An 18462-nucleotide genomic window follows, 5' to 3' on the forward strand; every position below is an offset into this window, starting at 1 on the left:
CAGGTTGTCTGATCGAATGCCGTCGCGGGCACTGAAGTGTTGACGCAGGGTTTGGATTTACTGGCGATGGGCGGCGTCGAAGTAATGGGCCATGGCGTTGCTCGGAAAGGGAATCTTCTCCCTCTGTGCAACGGCAGGGTAAATCTTGCAGATTATTTTCAGGTTCAGGCAGGAGCCCGAGAATCGAGCTCCTGAGGGGCGTGATCAATGGCCGAAGATATCGACTTTCTTGGCTTTCTTCTCCGCACGTTTTTCAATCGCGGTCTTGGCCGGTTTCTTCTTCGCGGCTTTCTTTGAATCCATACCTTTGGACATGATGGTTACTCCACTCACAGGGCTGTAGGCTCAGGTATACACCTATCCCAAGGCGCGCGTTCTTTTATAATCGCCGCTTCCCTCACCGCCAGTCCGATCCCATGCCCGACACCCAATACACACTGCTCGACGAGTCGCTTTGGCCGTTGATGAACAAGTTTTACCGCAGCCACCAATCCTCAATGAAAGCCGTGCGCGAGGCGCAATTGTGGGTGGCGCGGCGTGGCGACATAGTTGCAGCGTTGTGTTTGCGGCCGGTGGCGGGCGGATATTGGTTGACCGGGTTGTTTGTCGATCCGGGGTGCCGAGAGCAGGGAATTGCTGCGCAGTTGATCACTGCGGCGGTGAAGGGTGTGACGGAGCCGGTGTGGCTGTTCTGTCATCCGGATTTGCGTGGGTTTTATGAGCGGCGCGGGTTCAGTTTCGACCCAGCCCTGCCACAGGCGATGGCAGAACGTTTGAGCCGCTATGCGCGGAGCAAGCCGATGATTGCGATGGAACTGTTACTTCAAGGGTGAAGATCAAAAGATCGCAGCCTGCGGCAGCTCCTACAGGAAATCGGTGTAGGAGCTGCCGCAGGCTGCGATCTTTTGATTTTGATCAATCGTCTGCAGCTGGATCAAGATCCGGGAACATCACTTCGGTAAAGCCGAACTTGCTGAAATCAGTGATCCGCGACGGGTACAAACGGCCGATCAGATGATCACACTCATGCTGCACCACCCGCGCATGAAAGCCCGACGCCACACGCACGATCGGCTCGCCCTTCGGATCGAAACCCTCATAGCGAATCTGCTGATAACGCTCCACCGCGCCGCGTAATCCCGGTACAGACAGGCAACCTTCAAAGCCCTCTTCCATCAGCGGATTCAGCGGCGTGATCAGCGGGTTGATCAGAATCGTCTGCGGCACCGCTTCAGCGTCCGGATAACGCTCGCTGTGCTCGAAACCGAAGATCACCAGTTGAAGGTCGACACCGATCTGCGGCGCGGCAAGGCCGACACCGCCGACACTTTCCATGGTTTGGAACATGTCGTCGATCAGTTGCCAGAGCTCAGGGCTGTCGAACATCTCGGCTGGCACGGGTGGGGCGATGCGCAACAGGCGCTCATCGCCCATTTTCAGAATTTCACGGATCATGTTCAGACTTCGTCAGTGTCCGGCTTGAGCGAGTGATCGCGGCCCAGGCCCGAGACGTGTTGTTTGGGATGTTCATCGAGTTCGCCGGGGACTTTTTCACCCGAATCCTTGCCTTCGCTGGACATGTGCTCGATCACCGCATTCATCTCCGCGCCGAGCAACAGCACCGCAGCGGAAATGTAGAAGTACAGCAACAGAACGATGATTGCACCGATGCTGCCATACATTGCGTTGTAGTTGGCGAAGGTTTTCACGTAGAACGCGAAACCCAACGAGGCGATGATCCACACCACCACGGCCAAAACCGATCCCGGTGTAATGAAGCGGAATTCCTGTTTGACGTCGGGCATCACGTAATAGATCAGTGCCACGGCAACCATCATCAGAATCACGATCACCGGCCAGCGCGCGATGGTCCATAGGGTGACGATGAATTCTTCCAGTCCCACCTGCGCCGCGATCCAGCCCATCACCTGCGGCCCAAGCACCATCAGCGCGGCAGCCACCAGGAGCATGCCGGCAATCCCGACGGTATAGAAAATCGACAGTGGAAAGCGCTTCCAGATCGGGCGCCCCTCGACCACATCGTAGGCCGCGTTCATTGCGCTCATCATCAGGCGCACGCCGGCGGAAGCGGTGTAGAGGGCAATGACGATACCCACCGAGAGCAAGCCGCCCTTGGATTGCTGCAATTGATCGATTACCGGGTTGACCTGCTCCAGCGCCTGCGGTGGCAGCACCAGCTCCGATTGAAGGCGCAGCCAGGAGAAAAAGTCCGGCAGGTGCAGAAAACCGATCAGGGCAATCAGAAAAAGAATGAACGGGAACAGCGAGAACAGCATCTGGTAAGCCAGAGCCGAGGCGTACGTCGACATCTCGTCGTCGACGAATTCAGTGACCGTGCGCACCATCACCCGGTGCAGGGGCAGACCTTTCATGTCCGGAAATATCATTCGCGTCTCCTTTCGCCGCAATACAGGTTGAAGTCGTGGCGACTCAGGGGCCGTTTTTTACATCACGGTAGCCTAATTGGCGACCCTTGGTGGATCAGCGCAGGGGTTAGGCACAAAAACGGCCATCCTTGGATGGCCGCTTCTGTTTTTCGTTCACGACGCGATTACGCCTTGTCGACGGTTTTCTTCACGGCGTCTTTGGCTTTGCCGACTGCTTGCTGGGCTTCGCCTTTTTTCTCTTGGACTTTGCCTTCGGCTTGCAGTTTGGTGTTGTCGGTGGCTTTACCGACGCCTTGCTTGACGTTGCCGACTGCTTCGTTGGCCATGCCTTTTACTTTATCGCCTGTGCTACTCATGGTGTCTCTCCTTGGTGCAATTAGGGGGAAAAGTCAGTACGTAATGATTGACCGGCGGGGTTTGCGGCGAGTTTCATTTATTTTCAGCGGTTCATTTCGTCGCGACGTGCAGGTTGGGCTTTATGTTTGCGAGCGTTGCCTTGAGAATGCGCTCCATATGGGCGCCATGCGCCAGAGAACCGATCCCGCAGGAATGTTATGAAACTCGATAAAAAGCAGGCCATTGCCCGTCGAAACCAGGAACTGGGCGGCGCTGTGCTCGGCACCAACAACTGCCACTTCGCCGAACTGAACCGCAATCGCAACATCTGGTGGTTCGACCTGCCGGTGACGCGCCTGGCCGTTGGTCAGTACGAGTGGATTCACCTGCTGATGCATACGCCGGCCACCGACGAATTGCTGCACCTGAAAGTGCCGACGGTGTTTCTGCGTGAAAAGCTGGAAGGCCTGGTGATTCGCAACGAGGGCAAGCGCAAAGCGGCGTTGAGCCTGGAATTGAGTGCGGACAAGGATTCGTATCTGCAGGACATGCGTCCGGCGGGGACTAACGTGAATTTCGCGCCGTTTCTTCAGTAGGATTTGTGCCACCCCTTCCCCTCTCCCATTGGGAGAGGGCTGGGGTGAGGGGCTGGTTTAACCAGACAACAGATATCCACAACCCTGCAGCATGTCTAGTCCTGAAATAGGTTTACACCTGTTTCACCCTAACGCCCGATGCACCGCATCGGGCGTTTTGTATTTTAAAGAGAGGTGCGGCCGCTCCTGGTTGTAGATCGTGACGGCCTCTCGCACCATCTGTGTGGCCTGCGCAAAATCCGCAGGTCGGTGGATCAAGAACTCTGTTTTCAAGATGCCGTTGACCCGCTCTGCCAAGGCGTTTTGGTAGCAGTCGTAGCCGTCGGTCATCGAGCAAGTGATGCCATGCTTTGCGTGCATTTCTTGATAAAGGGCCGAGCAGTACTGCGCGCCTCGATCCGAGTGATGGACCAGTTTCTGAACGCTTCGACGTCGCTTCAAAGCCATTCGAAAGGCTTGCACCACGGAGTTGGTGTGCAGACTTTCATGCACGTGATAGCCGACTATTTTTCTCGAAAAGACATCCGTCACTAAACTCAAATAGGCAACGCCATCACGGGTAGGCAGGTAAGTAATATCGGCCACCCAGACCTGTTCTGGGCCGGTAGCGACTATTTGTTCCGGGCTTGGTTTCAGCAGATTGGGGTGTCGGCGGAAGCGATGATGGCTGTCGGTCGTCTTGTGATACGCCCGTTTTCTGCGGACCAACTGGCGGCTTTCCCGCAAAACCGCGAACAAACGATCCCGGCCAACATGGAGCTCCTGTTGCTCACGCTGCTCATGCATCATCGAATGCAGCTTGCGAGTGCCGATGCACGGTTGGCGAGCACGGACCTTCTCTACAAACGTTATGAGCTGCTGATCCTGGTCGGCCCGAGCCCTGTAGACCCGGTTGCGTTTGTAATAGGCCTGACGGCTTATTCCCATAAATTGGCAAGCCCTGCTGACACTCAGGGTTTGGGTTTGCGCAACGACTTGCCGGGTCGCTTTTTTACGACAGATACGCCGTAGTCATTTTTCAGAACATCGACCACGGCTTCAAAGAATTGGGCTTTCTGAGTTGCCAGCGCCAGTTGTTCCTCGAGTTCTTTGATTCTTTGCTCGGGAGTCAGTGGCAAGGTTGGCTCGTCCATAGATCTGATCCTCTGGGAACGAATGGAGGCGCCTTGGCTCCAGTCCTGGCGACCATGTTTGCGTAACCAAACCAGCACCGTCGACCGACCCTGAATCCCATAGCGCCGCTGAGCCTCTTTATAACTCAACTCGCCTTTTTCGACCTGGTCGACAACCGATAATTTAAAAGCCAGTGTGTAATCACGCTGACTGCGCTTCGTGCCCGTATCCATTGCACCTTCCTGAAAAGAAGTCAGAAGGTGTAAACCTTATTCAGGACGGGACAGCACCCAAAAAAAAGCCCCGCATCTGCGGGGCTTTTTATTCAAGCGGCGTTCTTCGCCTTGATCTTCTTCAACTCTTCATCACGCAATTCACGACGCAGGATCTTGCCGACGTTGGTGGTCGGCAGCGCATCGCGGAACTCCACCGAGCGCGGCACCTTGTAGCCGGTGACGTTGGCGCGCATGTGCTCCATCACCTGCTCTTTGGTGAGCGTTACGCCCGGTTTGACGACGATGAAGATCTTGATCGCCTCACCCGACTTCTCGTCCGGCACACCGATGGCCGCACACTGCAACACGCCCGGCAAAGTCGCCAGCACATCTTCCAGCTCGTTCGGATAGACGTTGAAACCGGAGACCAGAATCATGTCTTTCTTGCGATCGACGATGCGCATGTAGCCGTCCGGCTGGATCAGCGCGATATCACCGGTCTTCAGCCAGCCGTCACTGTCGAGCATTTCGTCAGTGGCTTCCTGACGCTGCCAGTAGCCCTTCATCACTTGCGGGCCCTTGACGCACAGTTCGCCGATTTCACCCAGCGGCTGCTCGACACCGGCATCGTCGATGACTTTGCACAGGGTCGACGGCACAGGAATACCGATGGTGCCGATCTGGATGTTCTGGATCGGGTTGACCGTGGCCACAGGACTGGTTTCGGTCATGCCGTAACCTTCGCAGATGGCACAACCGGTCACGGCTTTCCAGCGCTCGGCAGCGGCCAGTTGCAGGGCCATGCCGCCGGACAGGGTGACCTTGAGCGCGGAGAAATCCAGCTTGCGGAAGCCTTCGTTGTTGCACAGCGCCACGAACAGCGTATTCAGGCCGACGAAACCGCTGAACTTCCACTTCGACAGTTCCTTGACCATCGCCGGCAAGTCGCGTGGGTTGCTGATCAGGATGTTGTGGTTGCCGATCAGCATCATCGCCATGCAATGAAAGGTGAACGCATAAATGTGGTACAGCGGCAGTGGCGTGATCAGGATCTCGCAACCTTCATTGAGGTTGGAGCCCATCAACGCCTTGCACTGCAGCATGTTGGCGACCAGATTGCGATGGGTCAGCATTGCGCCTTTGGCAACGCCCGTGGTGCCGCCGGTGTATTGCAGCACCGCGACGTCACCGCTGTCCGGGTTGGCTTCAGCCACAGGCTGGCCCTGGCCCTTGCTTAACACGTCGTTGAACTTGACGGCTTTTGGCAAGTGATAGGCCGGCACCATTTTCTTCACGTACTTGATGACGCTGTTGATCAGCAAGCGCTTGATCGGCGGCAGCAAGTCGGCGACTTCGGTGACGATGACGTGTTTGACGCCGGTTTTCGGCACCACGGCTTCGGCCAGGTGCGCCATGTTCGCCAGGCACACCAGCGCCTTGGCACCGGAGTCATTGAATTGGTGTTCCATTTCCCGCGCGGTGTATAGCGGGTTGGTGTTGACCACGATCAGCCCGGCGCGTATTGCACCAAAGACAGCGACCGGGTACTGCAGAACGTTGGGCAGTTGCACGGCGATTCGATCACCGGGCTGCAAATCGGTATGCTGTTGCAGATACGCGGCGAACGCACCGGACAATTCGTACAACTCACCGTAGGTGATTGTCTTGCCCAGGTTGCTGAAAGCCGGTTTGTTGGCGAAGCGTTGGCAGGATTGCTTCAACACTGCCTGAATGTTCGGATACTCGTCCGGATTGATCTCGGCAGCAATGCCAGCCGGGTATTTATCCTTCCAAAAGTCTTCGATCATGGAAGCCCACTCCTCAGCAACGCGAATTCTTCACCGCATTTGATGCGATTATTATTGGTGTGTGTTTTGTATTGGTGAATCTGGCTTTTACAGAGGCCGAGAAGTCACAAAGCGCGCCGAGAGTAGCAGCTTTGCCGAGGGTCGCCTAGAGCCAAAAGAGGCCCCTACAGTCATTTTGATGACTCAAGACCATCTGGCAGTCATTTTAGAGCAAAAATCCTATACCACCTTGAAAGCCCCGGTTTTCGGGGACATTAAACAGAAAATCGCGAGCAGGCTCGTTCCCACAAGGATCACATCTTTCCCTGTGGGAGCGAGCCTGCTCCGGGCGGCGTTCCGGCGAATGCGCGAAGCGCAGCGGTTAAGGGCTACGCGATATCGCGCAACTCTCGCCGCAGAATTTTCCCTACAGGCGTCATCGGCAACGACTCACGCAACACAATGTGTTTCGGCACCTTGTACGCCGTGAAATTCTCTTTGCAGTAAGCCTTCAGCTCTTCAAGACTGACCCCGCTTTCCCGCGCCACCACAAACAGCTTCACCGCCTCCCCCGAACGCTCGTCCGGCACGCCGATCACCGCGCAGTTGGCAACTTTCGGATGGGCCATCACCACGTCTTCGATCTCGTTGGGGTACACGTTGAATCCGGAGACGATGATCATGTCCTTCTTGCGATCGACAATGCGCACGAAACCGTCCGGGTCGATCACCGCGATGTCGCCGGACTTGAACCAGCCCTCGGCGTCCAGCACTTCGGCGGTGGCTTCAGGCTTGTGCCAGTAGCCTTTCATGATCTGCGGACCCTTGATGCACAACTCGCCCCGCTCGCCCAGCGGCTGCTCGACGCCGTCATCGTTGATGACTTTCAACAGTGTGCCCGGTACTGGCAGGCCTACCGTGCCCAGACGCGACTGGTCGCCATAAGGGTTGGTGCACGCCACCGGCGAGGTTTCGGTCAGACCATAGCCTTCAGTGATACGGCAACCGGTGATCTGCTCCCAGCGTTCGGCAGTCGCCTTGACCAGCGCCGTGCCGCCGGAGTTGGTCAGTTTCAGACTGGAGAAATCCAGGGGCTTGAAGTCCGGGTGCTCCATCAGCGCGACGAACAGCGTGTTCAAGCCCAACAACGCGGAGAAGCGCCAGTTCTTCAGTTCCTTGATGAACCCGGCAATGTCTCGCGGATTGGTGATCAACACGTTGTGGTTGCCGGAAACCATCATGCACATGCAGTTCGCGGTGAAGGCATAGATGTGGTACAGCGGCAGCGGCGCGACCATCACTTCCTGGCCTTCACGCAGCAATGGCTGGCCATCAGGCCCCAGTTGCGCGAGGCAGGCGCGCACTTGTTGCATGTTCGCCACGAGATTGCCATGCGTGAGCATCGCGCCCTTGGCCAGCCCGGTGGTGCCGCCTGTGTATTGCAGCACGGCGATGTCGTCGAGACCGACTTTCAATGGCTTGATGCCCTGCCCCCGACCCAGACGCAACGCGCTTTTGAAAGAGACCGCCTGCGGCAGCGAATACGCCGGCACCATCTTCTTCACTTTGTTGACGACGGTGTTGACCAGCCAGCCTTTGGCGGTGGGCATCAGGTCGCCCATCTTCGCTTCGATCAGGTATTGAATATCGGTGTCGGCCAGCACTTCCTGGACTTTCTGGCCGAACATGTTCAGGTACACCAGCGCCCGTGCGCCGGAGTCCTTGAACTGATGGCGCATCTCCCGCGCGGTGTAGAGCGGGTTGGTGTTGACCACGATCAGCCCGGCGCGCAACGCGCCGAACACGGCAATCGGGTAATGCAGGACGTTAGGCATCTGCACTGCAATGCGATCCCCCGGCACCAGATCGGTATGTGCTTGCAGATAACCGGCGAAAGCGGCGCTCTGACGTTCGAGTTCGGCGTAAGTCAGGGTAACGCCCATGTTGCTGAACGCCGGGCGATCCGCGAACTTCTTGCAGGAACGCTCGAACACCTCGATCACCGACTTGAACTCAGCCATGTCGATGTCCAGCGGTACGCCGGCCGGGCGTTTGTCATTCCAGAAATCAGGTTGCATTGTTCTTGTCCTCTTTACCTGAGCCGATCCGGGGCCGCGTTTCTGTCATTTCTCGTTCATCCCTTGAAAGCAGAAAGCAAAAAGCGGAGCTTCACGGACACTAGCAGTTATGGCCAATCAGGCAAATACGGGTAAAGCCGTCATTGATCGTGTGAATCTTCCTGCCGTGGCGTGGGCTGATCAGACGGCAGACGACAGATGCGCTATACACTGTTTCGACTCTGAGCAAAGGAATCGCCATGATCCACGACACCCTATGGCTGGACGCGAGTGACCGCAGTCGTCTCTTCGTCAATCAGTGGTTGCCGGCCACACGGCTGAAGGCCGTGATCCTGCTGGCCCACGGTATGGCCGAGCACAGCGCGCGTTACCAGCGGCTGGCAGGCCGGTTCTGCGCCGAAGGTTATGGCGTGTACGCCCCGGACCTGCGTGGACATGGCAGAACTGCCGATAACGGCACCCTCGGGCATTTCGCTGACGACGACGGCTGGTGCAAAGTTGTCGGTGATCTGGCCAGCCTCAATCAATACATAGGCCAACAGCACCCCGGCGTGCCGATCATTCTGCTCGGGCACAGCATGGGCAGCTACCTCGCCCAAGGCTATCTGTTGCACCACAGCGCCAGCCTGCACGGGGCGATTCTCAGTGGCTCGAACTTTCAACCGGTGGCGCTATATGGCGCCGCGCGGCAGATCGCGCGCCTGGAGAAACTGCGCCAGGGTGGCAAGGGCCGCAGCGCGCTGATCGAGTGGTTGTCATTCGGCTCGTTCAACAAAAAATTCAAACCGGTGCGCACGCCGTTTGACTGGCTCAGCCGCGATCCGGCCGAAGTCGACCAGTACGCTGCCGACCCGCTGTGCGGCTTTCGCTGCACCAATCAACTGTGGATCGACTTGCTTGGCGGCTTGCAGCAAATCAGCAAAGCGTCCACTCTCGCCCAGATAACCCCGGGCCTGCCGCTGCTGGTGATTGGTGGTGAATGTGATCCGGTGAGCGAGGGCAAGCGTCTGACAGATCTGGCCAATGCCTTGCGCACCGCCGGCAGCCAGAACCTGCAACTGAAGATCTACCCGCAGGCGCGGCACGAATTGTTCAACGAAACCAATCGCGACGAAGTGATCACCGATGTGCTGACCTGGATCGACCAGGTCCTGAGCCATCCGCGCCCTCAACGTAGCGAATAATTTTTTGTGGATTCATTTGATCCATCAGAGGAATCAAGACCGATGACCCAGGTTACCAACATCCCTTACGAAGCCCTCGAAGTCGGCCAGACCGCCAGCTACAGCAAGACTGTCGAAGAACGTGACATTCAGTTGTTCGCCGCGATGTCCGGCGACCACAACCCGGTGCACCTGGACGCCGAATTCGCCGCCGCCAGCATGTTCAAGGAACGCATCGCCCACGGCATGTTCAGCGGCGCGCTGATCAGTGCTGCAGTGGCTTGCGAACTGCCAGGGCCGGGCACTATTTATATTGGTCAGCAGATGAGCTTTCAGAAACCGGTGAAGATTGGCGACACGCTGACCGTGCGCCTGGAAATCCTGGAGAAGCTGCCAAAGTTTCGCGTGCGCATTGCCACTCGCGTGTTCAATCAGCGTGATGAATTGGTCGTGGATGGCGAGGCTGAGATTCTGGCGCCGCGCAAGCAGCAGACGGTGACGCTGCCGACGTTGCCGGCGATCAGCATTGGCTGATTAAAAGATCGCAGCCTGCGGCACCCCCTGTAAGAGCTGCCGCAGGCTGCGATCTTTTGCTTCTGTCCGGACACAAAAAAACGCCAGACTAGCTGGCGTTTTTTGTTACAGACGAACGCTTACGAACGTGCGCGAGCCTGGTTACGCAGGGCTTTCACCTGGTCGTGATTGCGTTGAACGCCGTGATACTGGCGTTCAACCAGGTCACGAATACCTACCAGGTTGTGCTTGTTGATTTTCTCCATGGCTTCACGATAAGCCTTGAGAGCGTGGTCCTCACCGCGCTCGGCTTCGTTAAGCACGGCTTCTTCGTCCTTGCCGGTGAACATGGCTTTGACGTCGACCCAACGGCGGTGCAGGTCACCGCTGACGCTGGTGGAGGTTTCCGGATCACCGCCAAGCTTGCGCACTTCAGATTGCAATTCAGCAGCGGCAGTAGCGCAGTCGGCAGAACGAGTCACAAACAGGGTTTTCAGTTCTGGATGCTTGATGTCTTCAGCGCAAGTCTTGAACCCTTCCTGACCGTCCTTGCTGGTTTCAATCAGGTCATTGAGTACAGAGATGGCTTCTTTATTCATGTCGGTCATTTTTCAATTCCTTGCGATCGGTGGAAGATGCAAGGGATATTGCAGTGAGCGTGCCAGCTTTTTATTTTCGAATAAATCGTTATTTATCAACAACTTAAATATAAAGGAACTATCTGTATCACGGTTATTTGCATGATCTGTCATTTGGCCTGCATGCAGAATGCCTGTATTTTCCAGTTTGAATTGAATCCAGACCGAAACGCGATGAATCCTGAAAAACTCGAACTGCTGATCACCCGCGAAATGCCTTTCGGCAAATACAAGGGCCGGATCATTGCCGACCTGCCGGGCCCTTACCTGAACTGGTTCGCCCGCGAGGGATTTCCCCACGGTGAACTCGGGGGCTTGCTGGCATTGATGCAGGAAATCGACCACAACGGCTTGTCTGATCTGCTTGAACCGCTGCGCGCCAAACACGGCAAACCTGCCCCGCGCCACTGAAGCGCCCTCCTCTATAGAGTTCAGTCCGATCATGCCCGATAACACACGCCGCGCCCGAGATGAAGCGTTCTGGCAGACGTTCGCCGATCGTTACGACGTTCATCCCGGCCCCGTAAACCTGGAAAACGGTTACTTCGGCCGCATGTCGCGCACGGTGATCGAGGAGTACCAGCGCAACATCGAACTGATCAACAACAGCAACTCGGTGTATGTGCGCCAACGCTTCGAACAACACGACAACCTCGACATTCGCGCGCAACTGGCCGAACTGATCGGTGTGCGTGCGCAAAGCGTGGCCTTTACGCGCAACGCCACCGAAGGCCTGCAATCGCTGATCCGCAACTACAATCGCCTGCAGCCGGGCGACCAGGTGCTGATCTGCGATCTCGAATACGACACGGTCAAGGGCGCCATGCGCTGGCTGGCACGGCATCGCGGCGCAGAGGTGATCGAAGTTGCCCACACGCACCCGGCCAGTTTCGACAACCTGCTGGAGACGTATCGCGAGACGTTCATCCGCCATCCGAAACTCAAGTTGATGGCGCTGACCCATGTCACCCATCGCACCGGCCTGGTGATGCCGGTGCAGGCAATCGCCACACTGGCCAAGGAACACGGCGTGGACATCATCCTTGACGGCGCCCACGCCCTCGGCCAGATGGAGTTCAATCTCGAAGCGCTGGGCATCGCCTTCGCCGGCTACAACCTGCACAAATGGATTGGTGCGCCACTGACTCTCGGCTTTCTCTATATTGCTCCGCAACGTCTGGCCGATATCGATCCGGACATGGACGAGATGCACTATCCAGCCAACGACATCCGTGCGCGTACGTCTTACAGCACGCCGAACATTCCAGCGCTGATGACCTTGCCGCTGGTGTTCGAGGAGCACCGGTCCCTGGGCGGCGCCGCAGCCAAAGGTGCGCGGCTCAATTACCTGCGCAATCTGTGGGTCAGCGCCGTGCGGCACCTGCCGGGCATCGAAGTCATGACCCCGGACGATCCGCGCCTGTATTGCGGGATCACGTCGATGCGTTTCACCCGCCACGACAATCAACAGGCCATGGCAGAACGTTTGCTCAACGAATACAACCTGTTCACCGTAGTGCGCAACGGTGCAGCGTGCGGCCCATGCATCCGCATCACGCCGGGACTGACGACCACAGCCGACGACATGCAGTTGCTGACCCGTGCGCTCAACGCACTGCGCTGAGCCGCTTACACGGTGTATTTGTCGAAATCCTCGGGTTTGATCTGCGACGACGCCGCAAAGGTATCGATGCCGATGGTGAGGTGGCCGAAGAACCCATCATCGTGAGAATCGCGACCGATGGGCCAGACAGTCAGTGTCGATGCTTCACCGTTCATGCTGGCATACAGGTTGTCCTCGGCATTGTTGCGTGGCAACGACGCGCGGCCGCGATAGGCTTTGGCATTGAGCACCGAGCGAGAGACGACCTCGGGGAAGTACAGCTGACCGACCCAGGCCACATTGCGCTCTTCCAGATATTCGCTACCGGCCGCAATGCGCACCGCGACATGAATGTGCAGCGCACGACCGGCATAGAACCCCGGATAAATCGTGGTAAATCGCGCCTGCCCTCGATGGTCACAGAACTGACTGCCGCGCAGATAAGTGTCATCGTCGGTGCGCGGGATCGAACCGATTGTTTCGGCATCGGCTTCCAGATCCGGGTTGATCCGACTCCAACCCGAATAAGCGCCACGCGCGTTGCAGTGCCAGATGTCCACCAGGGCGCCACTCACCGGCTCACCCGTCATGGCATCGACAATGGTCAGACGCAGGATGAGCGGCAAGCCTTCGGCACCTTCGCTGATGTTGCGACGCAACAGTTTTGGATTGCGAAAATACGGCCCGGGAATTTGCTCGGGGGCCAGTTGGTACACCGATTGTGTTGAGGGTGAAGCGGGATCTCGATCCATGATGCGTTCTCTCTTCCATAAGATGAACGCAAGATTAGCGCCACGGAAAAATCGTCGTGCGTTAACTATGTATCGCTGAGTAACCAATACCGATCCTGCTTGTAAAAAAGCAAAATCAAAAGATCGCAGCCTTCGGCAGCTCCTGCACAGGTGTGGGTTTTTCTTTAGGCAAAAAAAAACGGTGCACCGACCAAGCGCACCGTAAAGCCGTAGAACACACAACGAAGTGTCGGATAAAAATCAGTCCAGCAGCGCCAACGCCTCGGCGGTGCATTCCTGAATGCGCGCCCAATCGCCGTTCTTGATCCACTCCGGATCCAGCATCCAGCTACCGCCCACGCACATGACGTTTTTCAGCGCCATGTAGCTCTTGATGTTGGCCGGGCCCACGCCGCCGGTCGGGCAGAATTTCACTTCGCCGAACGGGCCGCCGAGGGCCTTGATGGCCGCGACGCCGCCGCTGACTTCCGCCGGGAACAGTTTGAAGCGGCGATAGCCCAAGCCGTAGCCTTCCATGATGCCGGAGGCGTTGCTGATGCCTGGCAACAGCGGAATCGGGCTATCGACGCTGGCTTCGAGCAGGTCACGGGTGATGCCCGGGGTAACGATGAATTGCGAACCCGCCGCTTCGGCCGCTGCGAGCATGTTGCGATCGAGCACGGTGCCGGCGCCGGTCATCAGTTCCGGGCGCTGGTCGCGCAGGATCTGGATCGCCTTGAGGCCGAACTGCGAACGCAGGGTCACTTCCAGTGCGGTCAGGCCACCAGCGGCCAGGGCATCGGCCAGGGGCAGCACGTCCTGTTCGCGGGCGATAGTGATCACCGGCAGGATCCGCGCCTTGGCGCAGAGGCTGTCGATCAGGGCAACTTTGTCCGCCATGGAAACGGTCGGGGATGGGGTTGTCATAGCGGCTGTTCCTTGGCTCATGGGCACCAGTAAATCTCTAACGTGGGTTGCAGAAACGCGCGAACCGGCATGGCAGCGACGTCGTCGGACGCCAGCGCGGCATTCAGGGTGGTCAGTTTCGATTGACCGGAAATCGACAGAATCTTGTGCTTGGCCGAAGCCAGTAGCGCACGGCTCATGGTCAGGCGCTGACGCGGCACGCTCGGTGCCAGCATCGACCAGCAACGGCGCGTGCCATCGGCTTGCAGCGCTTCAGCGAGGTTCGGGCTGTCGGGGAACAGCGACGCGGTGTGACCGTCGTCGCCCATGCCCAACACCAGTACATCAATCGCTGGCAGCTCCGCGAGCAAACGGTCGGCGTTTTCCGCTGCCTGCTCCACATTCGCCGCAGCGCTGTAGAGGCTGAGGAACTGCGCCTTGGCTGCCGGACCTTTGAGCAGATACTGCTTGAGCAGACCGGCATTGCTGTCGGCGTGTTCGACCGGTACCCAGCGCTCATCGGCGAGGGTCACGACGACCTTCGACCAGTCCAGTTCCTGTTTGGCCAAGTGCTGGAAAAACGCCACCGGGCTGCGACCGCCGGACACCACCAACACTGCGTTGCCGCGTGCAGCAATGGCATCCGTCAGTTGCTTGGCCACGTTCAGTGCCAGCCCCTCAGCCAACAGCACCGGGCTCTTGAATTCGTGAGCGTTCACGCCTGCAGGCAGTTTCACATCAGATATCGCCATACCACGACCTCCCGTCCCGCGTGATCAGTGCAATGGAGCTCATCGGCCCCCACGAGCCGGCCGCATACGGCTTGGGCGCGTCACCGGATTTTTTCCACCCAGCGATCAGCTGGTCACACCACTTCCACGCGGCTTCGATTTCATCTTTACGGACAAACAGGTTCTGATTGCCGTTCATCACTTCCAGCAACAACCGCTCGTAGGCATCGGGGATCCGCGCGCTACGCCAGGTGTCGGAGAAATTCAGTTGCAGCGGGCCGCTGCGCAGTTGCATGCCTTTGTCCAGGCCCTGCTCTTTGGTCATCACGCGCAAGGAAATGCCTTCGTCCGGTTGCAGGCGGATGATCAGTTTGTTGCTGATCTGCAGGCGCTGCTCGGGGGCGAAGATGTAGTGCGACGGTTCCTTGAAGTGGATAACGATCTGCGACAGTTTCTGCGGCATACGCTTGCCGGTCCGCAGGTAGAACGGCACACCGGCCCAACGCCAGTTGCGGATGTCGGCACGCAGGGCGACGAAGGTTTCGGTGTCGCTCTGGGTGTTGGAATTCGGTTCTTCGAGATAACCCGGAACGGATTTGCCTTCGCTGTGGCCAGCAATGTACTGACCGCGCACCACTTGGGTGGTCAGACCTTCCGGGCTGATCGGCGCAAGGGCCTTGAGCACCTTTACCTTTTCGTCGCGGATGCTGTCGGCGGACAGGTCGGCCGGCGGGTCCATGGCGATCAGGCAGAGTAGTTGCAGCAGGTGATTCTGGATCATGTCGCGCAGCTGGCCGGCCTTGTCGAAGTAACCCCAACGGCCTTCGATGCCGACCTTCTCGGCCACGGTGATTTCCACGTGGGAGATGTAATTCTGGTTCCACTGGGTTTCGAACAGGCTGTTGGCGAAACGCAGGGCGATCAGGTTCTGAACGGTCTCTTTGCCCAGATAGTGGTCGATGCGATAGGTGCGGTTCTCCGGGAAGAACTGCGCCACGGCGTCATTCACTTTGCGCGAAGACTCCAGATCGGAGCCGATCGGTTTTTCCAGCACCACGCGGGTGTTTTCTGCCAAACCGACTTTCGCCAGGTTCTCGCAGATTGCACCGTACACCGCCGCCGGAGTGGCGAAGTAGGCAATCATGCGTTGCGCGCTGCCGGCCATTTCGGCCAGTGCGACGTAATCATCAGCCTTGAGGAAGTCGACGTGCAGGTAAGTCAGGCGAGCGAGAAAGCGCTCGGCAACGGCTTCGTTCAGTTCTTTGCCGACGTAGCGGCGCAGCTCGGCGGCGATGAACGCCATGTGTTCTTGCTCGGAGCCCGCTTCACGGGCCAACGCGATGATGCGCGTGTCCTCGTGCAGCAGGTCGGCGCCATCAAGGTGATAAAGGGCAGGAAACAACTTGCGCAGGGCGAGATCGCCAAGAGCGCCGAACAAGGCAAAGGTGCACGGTTCAACCGTAATCGAAGGCATGATGTTTGTTCTTTTATCAAGTTAAGCTACAAATACCTTTTTTCAAGGCATCACTCAAGGGAAAATGTAGTAATAACCACAACATTTTCGCAAAATACAGATTCCGAGTGGTGGTCGGTCGGAGCCATCAGTAGGATAGGCCACCGTTACCGGCCATATCAAAGGCCCAATTTGCATAGCCCGGCGCACTTTGCGCAGGTGAATTAGGAATTCCATATGGACCGCGTGCGAAATTTACTGGAACAGATCCAGAGTCGCCTTGAAGACCTGAACAAGGCCGAACGCAAAGTCGCCGAAGTGATCCTGCTCAACCCGCAGCAGGCCACCCGCTTCAGCATCGCCGCCCTCGCCCAGGCAGCCTCGGTCAGCGAACCGACGGTCAACCGTTTCTGCCGTTCGTTCGGTGTCAGCGGCTACCCCGAGCTCAAGCTGCAACTGGCCCAGAGCCTGGCCAGCGGCGCGGCGTATGTCAGCCGCGCGGTCGAGGCCGATGACAATCCTGAAGCCTATACACAGAAGATTTTCGGCAGCGCCATCGCTTCGCTCGACAGCGCCTGCCAGGCGCTCGATCCGAACCTGATCAGCCGTGCCGTCGACCTGTTGATTCAGGCCCGACAGATCCACTTCTTCGGCCTCGGTGCGTCAGCTCCAGTGGCTCTCGACGCGCAGCACAAGTTCTTCCGTTTCAACCTGGCGGTGACGGCGCATGCCGATGTGCTGATGCAGCGAATGATTGCTTCGGTGGCACACACCGGCGAGTTGTTCGTGATCATTTCCTACACCGGTCGCACCCGTGAGCTGGTGGAGGTGGCGCGCATTGCTCGCGAAAACGGTGCTTCGGTGCTCGGGCTGACTGCCGAGAATTCGCCGTTGGCCAAGGCGAGCACCTTGAGCCTGAACATTCCACTGCCGGAAGACACCGACATTTATATGCCGATGACTTCGCGGATCATTCAGTTGACGGTGCTGGATGTGCTGGCGACGGGGATGACGTTGCGTCGCGGGGTGGATTTCCAGCCGCATTTGCGCAAGATCAAAGAGAGCTTGAATGCGAGCCGGTATCCGGTTGGGGATGAGTTCAACTGAGGTCTGATGATTCTTTATTGAATGATCCGGCCTCATCGCTGGCAAGCCAGCTCACACAGTGTCGGCGTCGAACGCAAAATCGATGACCATCACAGCACCTGTGGGAGCTGGCTTGCCAGCGATGGGGCCAGTGGCAACAGGGCAAATTTCAGGCAGCCGCCCAAGCCTGCAAACTCAAATGCGCCTTCTCACCCGGCGCCAGATGCAGGCTATCGGTCCCACCCGCCGCTGCCTCTACACAAACAAACTCCGTCACCTCATCCCAACTCACGCCCAACAATGGCCGCGACCCTGGATGCCACACCACCGTATCGCCACTGTCGCCCGTATCAATGCACAACTCGCGCTGCCAGGCGTGATCTTTCAGCTGCAATTCGCCGTCATGCTGGAACACCCGCTGACAGCCGCCATCGACGCGTAATTCACCTTCCTGCTGGCAAGCCTGGCGGTTCAACTGATCATAACCCTGCGCGCCTTCGAGGCCAGACAGCGCTATCTCACCAACATCGCCAATACGCCAGTAAGCATGCAAAGCCTGGCTCAACTGGCAAGGCATGTCGTCCTGATGCTCGGTGCTCAGACGCAATTCCATGCGCTCACCGAGGTGCGCGTGCAGGTCGACCTGCCAGTCGCATAACTGCAATTGCCAGTGCAGTCGCACGCCATCCTCGGCGCTGCTGCTGTCGAGCAGCTTCCAGTCGAGCAGCCGCGCCCAGCCGTGCGACGGCCATGCGTTTTCGCTCGGATGACGGCCATACCACGGCCAGCAGACCGGTACACCACCGCGAATGGCACCAACATGCGGCCACTTCGCCGCACACCACAACCACGGTTTCTGCCCGCGCGGTTGAAAGTGCAGCAACTGCGCGCCCTGACGACTGAACACCGCCTGACACAGCGGGTGATCGATCACCAACACGTCGCGCATCTGATAGCGTTCCCAGGCGAACACCGGTTGTTCACGCAGGGATTTGAAGAAGCGTTGCAGCGGATGCTCATGCATTTGCCACGGTTCCGAATTCATCTGTGACGGGCTGCGCCAGCCCTCAAAAAAAAGCGGACAGCCTTGGCTGTCCGCAAATAT

Annotated in this window: 19 protein-coding genes; 7 read left to right on the top strand and 12 right to left on the bottom strand. The window is 57.9% G+C overall.

Annotation, left to right across the window (positions count from 1 at the left end; translation table 11 throughout):
- The first annotated feature begins 416 nt into the window (after positions 1-416).
- A complete protein-coding gene (locus PSH79_RS20990) occupies positions 417-833 on the top strand; it encodes a GNAT family N-acetyltransferase (protein WP_305439382.1) in 417 nt (138 codons plus the stop codon).
- A gap of 82 nt (positions 834-915) precedes the next feature.
- Here PSH79_RS20990 and def read toward each other — a convergent pair whose 3' ends face one another.
- From def to PSH79_RS21005, 3 genes are all read right to left on the bottom strand, one after another.
- Positions 916-1455: a peptide deformylase gene (gene def / locus PSH79_RS20995; RefSeq protein WP_305439383.1), complete on the bottom strand. Its 540-nt coding sequence runs from the start codon at positions 1453-1455 to the stop codon at positions 916-918.
- 2 nt (positions 1456-1457) lie between these two features.
- Positions 1458-2408, bottom strand: a complete 951-nt coding sequence (locus PSH79_RS21000; RefSeq protein ID WP_187679724.1) for a YihY/virulence factor BrkB family protein — start codon at positions 2406-2408, stop codon at positions 1458-1460.
- 164 nt (positions 2409-2572) lie between these two features.
- A complete protein-coding gene (locus tag PSH79_RS21005; RefSeq protein WP_305439384.1) occupies positions 2573-2764 on the bottom strand; it encodes a CsbD family protein in 192 nt (63 codons plus the stop codon).
- Positions 2765-2962: 198 nt separating this feature from the next.
- Here PSH79_RS21005 and PSH79_RS21010 point away from each other — a divergent pair, with 198 nt between their 5' ends.
- Positions 2963-3340, top strand: coding sequence for a hypothetical protein (locus PSH79_RS21010; RefSeq protein ID WP_305439385.1), 378 nt, complete (start codon positions 2963-2965; stop codon positions 3338-3340).
- A gap of 123 nt (positions 3341-3463) precedes the next feature.
- Here PSH79_RS21010 and PSH79_RS21015 read toward each other — a convergent pair.
- The 3 genes from PSH79_RS21015 to fadD2 all read right to left on the bottom strand — a co-directional run bounded on the left by PSH79_RS21015 (position 3464) and on the right by fadD2 (position 8533).
- Positions 3464-4686, bottom strand: a protein-coding gene (locus PSH79_RS21015; protein WP_370872524.1) for an IS3 family transposase whose coding sequence is annotated in 2 segments (ribosomal slippage) — positions 3464-4335 and positions 4335-4686 — 1224 coding nt in all. Because the reading frame shifts where the segments join, the coding sequence is not laid out codon by codon here.
- A 92-nt stretch (positions 4687-4778) separates the two neighbouring features.
- Positions 4779-6476: a long-chain-fatty-acid--CoA ligase FadD1 gene (fadD1, locus tag PSH79_RS21020; protein WP_305439386.1), complete on the bottom strand. Its 1698-nt coding sequence runs from the start codon at positions 6474-6476 to the stop codon at positions 4779-4781.
- Between the two features lie 368 nt (positions 6477-6844).
- Entirely contained in the window at positions 6845-8533 is a 1689-nt protein-coding gene (gene fadD2 / locus PSH79_RS21025) for a long-chain-fatty-acid--CoA ligase FadD2 (RefSeq protein WP_305439387.1), read from the bottom strand.
- A gap of 239 nt (positions 8534-8772) precedes the next feature.
- Between fadD2 and PSH79_RS21030 the strand changes: the two genes are divergently transcribed.
- Both PSH79_RS21030 and PSH79_RS21035 read left to right on the top strand, forming a co-directional pair.
- Positions 8773-9717, top strand: coding sequence for an alpha/beta hydrolase (locus tag PSH79_RS21030; protein ID WP_305439388.1), 945 nt, complete (start codon positions 8773-8775; stop codon positions 9715-9717).
- A gap of 42 nt (positions 9718-9759) precedes the next feature.
- Positions 9760-10230: a MaoC family dehydratase gene (locus PSH79_RS21035; RefSeq protein ID WP_003227420.1), complete on the top strand. Its 471-nt coding sequence runs from the start codon at positions 9760-9762 to the stop codon at positions 10228-10230.
- A gap of 119 nt (positions 10231-10349) precedes the next feature.
- Here the strand turns inward: PSH79_RS21035 and PSH79_RS21040 are convergent, their stop codons facing one another.
- Positions 10350-10817, bottom strand: a complete 468-nt coding sequence (locus PSH79_RS21040; RefSeq protein ID WP_305439389.1) for a PA2169 family four-helix-bundle protein — start codon at positions 10815-10817, stop codon at positions 10350-10352.
- A gap of 204 nt (positions 10818-11021) precedes the next feature.
- Between PSH79_RS21040 and PSH79_RS21045 the strand changes: the two genes are divergently transcribed.
- Both PSH79_RS21045 and PSH79_RS21050 read left to right on the top strand, forming a co-directional pair.
- Positions 11022-11258, top strand: a complete 237-nt coding sequence (locus PSH79_RS21045; RefSeq protein WP_003227425.1) for a DUF3820 family protein — start codon at positions 11022-11024, stop codon at positions 11256-11258.
- 31 nt (positions 11259-11289) lie between these two features.
- Positions 11290-12471: an aminotransferase class V-fold PLP-dependent enzyme gene (locus PSH79_RS21050; RefSeq protein ID WP_305439390.1), complete on the top strand. Its 1182-nt coding sequence runs from the start codon at positions 11290-11292 to the stop codon at positions 12469-12471.
- Positions 12472-12476: 5 nt separating this feature from the next.
- Here PSH79_RS21050 and PSH79_RS21055 read toward each other — a convergent pair whose 3' ends face one another.
- The 4 genes from PSH79_RS21055 to zwf form a co-directional block, all read right to left on the bottom strand.
- Entirely contained in the window at positions 12477-13202 is a 726-nt protein-coding gene (locus PSH79_RS21055; protein WP_305439391.1) for an intradiol ring-cleavage dioxygenase, read from the bottom strand.
- A 240-nt stretch (positions 13203-13442) separates the two neighbouring features.
- The gene (locus tag PSH79_RS21060; RefSeq protein WP_008082815.1) at positions 13443-14108 is read right to left on the bottom strand and encodes a bifunctional 4-hydroxy-2-oxoglutarate aldolase/2-dehydro-3-deoxy-phosphogluconate aldolase; all 666 of its coding nucleotides are present in this window, start codon (positions 14106-14108) and stop codon (positions 13443-13445) included.
- Between the two features lie 17 nt (positions 14109-14125).
- Positions 14126-14839 (bottom strand): 6-phosphogluconolactonase, encoded by a 714-nt coding sequence (pgl, locus tag PSH79_RS21065; RefSeq protein WP_305439393.1) that lies wholly within the window; start codon positions 14837-14839, stop codon positions 14126-14128.
- A complete protein-coding gene (gene zwf, locus PSH79_RS21070) occupies positions 14826-16292 on the bottom strand; it encodes a glucose-6-phosphate dehydrogenase (RefSeq protein ID WP_187679733.1) in 1467 nt (488 codons plus the stop codon). The genes pgl and zwf overlap by 14 nt, the downstream gene beginning before the upstream one ends.
- A gap of 225 nt (positions 16293-16517) precedes the next feature.
- Between zwf and PSH79_RS21075 the strand changes: the two genes are divergently transcribed.
- Positions 16518-17378, top strand: a complete 861-nt coding sequence (locus PSH79_RS21075) for a MurR/RpiR family transcriptional regulator (RefSeq protein ID WP_171057240.1) — start codon at positions 16518-16520, stop codon at positions 17376-17378.
- 148 nt (positions 17379-17526) lie between these two features.
- On the opposite strand, the gene PSH79_RS21080 is transcribed toward PSH79_RS21075, so the two are convergent.
- Positions 17527-18381, bottom strand: a complete 855-nt coding sequence (locus tag PSH79_RS21080; RefSeq protein ID WP_305439395.1) for a D-hexose-6-phosphate mutarotase — start codon at positions 18379-18381, stop codon at positions 17527-17529.
- Positions 18382-18462: the final 81 nt, after the last annotated feature.

Source organism: Pseudomonas sp. FP2196, assembly GCF_030687715.1.
Classification (GTDB): Bacteria; Pseudomonadota; Gammaproteobacteria; order Pseudomonadales; family Pseudomonadaceae; genus Aquipseudomonas.

Bases quoted from the DNA above. Each gene is read 5' to 3' on its own strand.
- PSH79_RS20990 (WP_305439382.1), top strand. From the start codon at position 417: ATGCCCGACACCCAATACACACTGCTCGACGAGTCGCTTTGGCCGTTG.
- def (WP_305439383.1), bottom strand. From the start codon at position 1,455: ATGATCCGTGAAATTCTGAAAATGGGCGATGAGCGCCTGTTGCGCATC.
- PSH79_RS21000 (WP_187679724.1), bottom strand. From the start codon at position 2,408: ATGATATTTCCGGACATGAAAGGTCTGCCCCTGCACCGGGTGATGGTG.
- PSH79_RS21005 (WP_305439384.1), bottom strand. From the start codon at position 2,764: ATGAGTAGCACAGGCGATAAAGTAAAAGGCATGGCCAACGAAGCAGTC.
- PSH79_RS21010 (WP_305439385.1), top strand. From the start codon at position 2,963: ATGAAACTCGATAAAAAGCAGGCCATTGCCCGTCGAAACCAGGAACTG.
- fadD1 (WP_305439386.1), bottom strand. From the start codon at position 6,476: ATGATCGAAGACTTTTGGAAGGATAAATACCCGGCTGGCATTGCTGCC.
- fadD2 (WP_305439387.1), bottom strand. From the start codon at position 8,533: ATGCAACCTGATTTCTGGAATGACAAACGCCCGGCCGGCGTACCGCTG.
- PSH79_RS21030 (WP_305439388.1), top strand. From the start codon at position 8,773: ATGATCCACGACACCCTATGGCTGGACGCGAGTGACCGCAGTCGTCTC.
- PSH79_RS21035 (WP_003227420.1), top strand. From the start codon at position 9,760: ATGACCCAGGTTACCAACATCCCTTACGAAGCCCTCGAAGTCGGCCAG.
- PSH79_RS21040 (WP_305439389.1), bottom strand. From the start codon at position 10,817: ATGACCGACATGAATAAAGAAGCCATCTCTGTACTCAATGACCTGATT.
- PSH79_RS21045 (WP_003227425.1), top strand. From the start codon at position 11,022: ATGAATCCTGAAAAACTCGAACTGCTGATCACCCGCGAAATGCCTTTC.
- PSH79_RS21050 (WP_305439390.1), top strand. From the start codon at position 11,290: ATGCCCGATAACACACGCCGCGCCCGAGATGAAGCGTTCTGGCAGACG.
- PSH79_RS21055 (WP_305439391.1), bottom strand. From the start codon at position 13,202: ATGGATCGAGATCCCGCTTCACCCTCAACACAATCGGTGTACCAACTG.
- PSH79_RS21060 (WP_008082815.1), bottom strand. From the start codon at position 14,108: ATGACAACCCCATCCCCGACCGTTTCCATGGCGGACAAAGTTGCCCTG.
- pgl (WP_305439393.1), bottom strand. From the start codon at position 14,839: ATGGCGATATCTGATGTGAAACTGCCTGCAGGCGTGAACGCTCACGAA.
- zwf (WP_187679733.1), bottom strand. From the start codon at position 16,292: ATGCCTTCGATTACGGTTGAACCGTGCACCTTTGCCTTGTTCGGCGCT.
- PSH79_RS21080 (WP_305439395.1), bottom strand. From the start codon at position 18,381: ATGCATGAGCATCCGCTGCAACGCTTCTTCAAATCCCTGCGTGAACAA.